The organism is Schleiferia thermophila, assembly GCF_003337435.1.
Classification (GTDB): Bacteria; Bacteroidota; Bacteroidia; order Flavobacteriales; family Schleiferiaceae; genus Schleiferia; species Schleiferia thermophila.
Genome location: NZ_QPJS01000016.1, coordinates 1 through 2,649 on the forward strand (window position 1 = coordinate 1; position 2,649 = coordinate 2,649).

Consider the following 2,649-nt stretch of genomic DNA (forward strand, 5'->3'; position numbering starts at 1 on the left):
TGGAAAAGATTGCCAAAGCTCTGGGGGTTTCGCTTTCGGATTTGTTCGCTTCTACCGATGAACTAAAGGAGATAAACTCTTACGATAAATCCATTATGGAGAAAGTGGCTTTACTGGAAGCTCTCAGCGATAATGAAAAGCAAACCATTTATACAATGCTGGATGCTTTTATTGGTAAACAGAAGTTAAAAGATGCCCTTTCAGGGGTGCTTAAAGATGTAGAATAAAAAAGCCCGGCAAGTCCGGGCTTCAAGGATTACTGCTTTTTAAACACATAATCTTCAGGAAAGATAAAATTAGATTTTACCCAATTACCTTCAGGGTCTGTTTCCCATCTTCCCTTAAACACAATCACATTTCTTTTAATTTCAAGTTCGAACTTTATATTTGGTGTTCTGTGTCTTGATTTTTCTGAAAACTCTTTATCATAAGCCCCTTTAATTTGATGGATTTTTAGCGTGTTGCCATCCAAAGCATAAGAACCGTACGTTGTATCTCCCGTCTCACAACTGTAAAACTCGTACTTATTCTGCTCCTTGAACTTCCAATAATCTTGACAGCCATCAAAATCATAAACCCATTTCGTATCAATCAGTTCATCTTTTTGAGCCATACACGAAGTATTCAGAGTAAGAAAAAGAATACAGCAGAGTTGAATCATAGTTACTTTCATCTTTCTGCGATTTACTGTTTAGGAACTGTAAGAACTGGCTTAGCCCTTAAATAGTAGGATCCTTTAAAGCCTTCTGCATTCTTTATAAATTCTCGGTAGGTAGGCAAGGTACCTGGGCCACAACCACCTGTTTGACAGCCTGCAGATATAGGACTTCCAGAGCTTGTTGAGAGCGAAGGACGGGCATAGTTCCCCTTATGGAAAAATACTTCATCTATTACGTGCTGATCTATTGGCTTTAAGGTGCCATCAGCATTATAGTTTTTGGGATTATTAGGATTACCCTTAACGTTTCGCGTGTTGCCGAAGTTGGCGATTTCGGAGCTCAAAACTGTCAACCTGCACAAAAGTTTGATAGAAATACTGAACTTCATTTAACCACTGAACCGCCAATTTTGGCAACACGCTGTTACCGCCCAGTGCTTCTGTTTTCTGTCGTTCATGTCCCTGTGAAATGCCGGTAAATGTTGAGTTTTAAGTTGTCCACCGTTAAAGTTCGTGTCTGTCTGTTGTGGGCTGTGCGGGAGCAAAGTTTTATTTTTTTGAAGGGAAGGGAAATTTTTGTTTTTTAATTTTTTCGGAATGGAGAAAAGCACACTCTTTTGCAAGCTTTGGATTGAGCAGTTGCTTTGAGCGGCTTGCAAATGTGTGTGCTTTTGAATGTTGGCATTATTCCGATTTTTCTTTGTTTTCAATTTCTTTCTTCTTTTCGTAAATATCTATCAATGAATCAAGATGTTTGGATTGATAAGTGTATGGCTTGTAGTGTTTCTCATAAGTTTTTCTATCATAAGCCTTATCTATATAAAATTGATACCTAAATTGGTATTCACTTTCATAATCTTCAAATTCAGGTAAACTTTCTTTTCTAGTCTTTTCATTTTTACTCGTATCTTTGTTTACTGAATCTTTCTTTTGATTATGAACTTGGATAGTATCTATATTTTTGTAAATAGTATCTTGAGTCCTTAATGAATCTTTTTGTTCAGATCGATTACCTTCTGAACACGAACAAAAGATCAAGCAAAAAATAGATATAGTTATAAATTTATTCTTCATTGATTCCATCTTGATTACGTTTTATTTGTTCATTAATTAAATTTGAATAAGTTGCAGCTTGTTCAGGATTAGATTTCTGAAAATCTTCCCAAGCTTGTGTTCTTCTTAATCCATACCATGACATTGCCTCATACCAATCATCTGTATGATAGTCAGGAACCGTCCCTCCGCTTTTTATAATTTGAGCATCGAATTCTTTCATGGCTTCTACAAGCATACCTCTATTAAAAGCCCCCATTTGGTTGTGGTGTCCTTCTGGACCTCCCCTGTCAATGAGAAAGTCTTTATGTCCAGGATATCCATCATATGTTCCTCCCGTTTGTTTGTGTCTTTCATATCTTCTTGCATGGTCTCCCTCATGAACCAATGCCATAAAGAGAAATGTTTGGTCAATACCAATTTCACCTGATTTGTTTAAGACATCAGAATTTATTATTATTCTATGTTGACCATATTTACTAACAGGATTACTTGATGACAAATAAGATTGAGCTCTTGCAACATTAGTATAACCACTAGGCGTACCATCTGAACCTTTTAACTGGTCCATATGCACCCAAACATGATTGTGATTAGCATAAAAATTTTTCATTACCCCTCTCCAAACAGAATTTTGACTAGCGAGTTCAAAAAAGGTATTCATTGATGTGTTCGATTTTAACTGACTTGTTGGTATAACATCTCTGCCGTCTGGGTCAACAAAGACAAGAGGGTTGTTTGCAAAGGCAGAATAAGGCGACCAAGTGGGGTATCTTCTTGCATGAGGGTCAATACTCAACCATTTGCTCACCACCGGGTGGTAGTACCTGGCTCCGTAGTAGAAGAGCCCGCTTTCGGAGTCGAGCTCTTTGGCATTGAAGCGATAGGGTGTGCTGAAGCCGGTGGAGTTGGGAGTGCGGGTTTGACTTATCAGACTT

At 37.8% G+C, this 2,649-nt stretch carries 6 protein-coding genes and 1 pseudogene; 1 reads left to right on the top strand and 6 read right to left on the bottom strand.

Features of this window, described 5'->3' with window-relative positions; all coding sequences use genetic code 11:
- On the top strand, positions 1–227 hold a 227-nt coding region (locus DES35_RS11285), incomplete at its 5' end, for a hypothetical protein (RefSeq protein ID WP_394342565.1).
- A gap of 29 nt (positions 228–256) precedes the next feature.
- Here DES35_RS11285 and DES35_RS11290 read toward each other — a convergent pair.
- From DES35_RS11290 to DES35_RS11815, 6 genes and pseudogenes are all read right to left on the bottom strand, one after another.
- Positions 257–613, bottom strand: coding sequence for a hypothetical protein (locus DES35_RS11290; protein WP_114366615.1), 357 nt, complete (start codon positions 611–613; stop codon positions 257–259).
- Between the two features lie 71 nt (positions 614–684).
- Positions 685–1,020, bottom strand: a complete 336-nt coding sequence (locus DES35_RS11650; protein WP_211306564.1) for a hypothetical protein — start codon at positions 1,018–1,020, stop codon at positions 685–687.
- A gap of 27 nt (positions 1,021–1,047) precedes the next feature.
- Complete coding sequence (locus DES35_RS11450) at positions 1,048–1,368, bottom strand: hypothetical protein (protein ID WP_125039487.1); 321 nt, start codon at positions 1,366–1,368, stop codon at positions 1,048–1,050.
- Positions 1,343–1,732: a hypothetical protein gene (locus DES35_RS11295; RefSeq protein WP_211306565.1), complete on the bottom strand. Its 390-nt coding sequence runs from the start codon at positions 1,730–1,732 to the stop codon at positions 1,343–1,345. The genes DES35_RS11450 and DES35_RS11295 overlap by 26 nt, the downstream gene beginning before the upstream one ends.
- Positions 1,722–2,375, bottom strand: coding sequence for a hypothetical protein (locus tag DES35_RS11300; protein WP_244906352.1), 654 nt, complete (start codon positions 2,373–2,375; stop codon positions 1,722–1,724). The genes DES35_RS11295 and DES35_RS11300 overlap by 11 nt, the downstream gene beginning before the upstream one ends.
- Positions 2,376–2,429: 54 nt before the next feature.
- Positions 2,430–2,645, bottom strand: a pseudogene (locus DES35_RS11815) (RHS repeat-associated core domain-containing protein); the annotation flags it as partial.
- Positions 2,646–2,649 lie beyond the last annotated feature (4 nt).

Bases quoted from the DNA above. Each gene is read 5' to 3' on its own strand.
- DES35_RS11290 (WP_114366615.1), bottom strand. From the start codon at position 613: ATGGCTCAAAAAGATGAACTGATTGATACGAAATGGGTTTATGATTTT.
- DES35_RS11295 (WP_211306565.1), bottom strand. From the start codon at position 1,732: ATGAAGAATAAATTTATAACTATATCTATTTTTTGCTTGATCTTTTGT.
- DES35_RS11300 (WP_244906352.1), bottom strand. From the start codon at position 2,375: ATGAATACCTTTTTTGAACTCGCTAGTCAAAATTCTGTTTGGAGAGGG.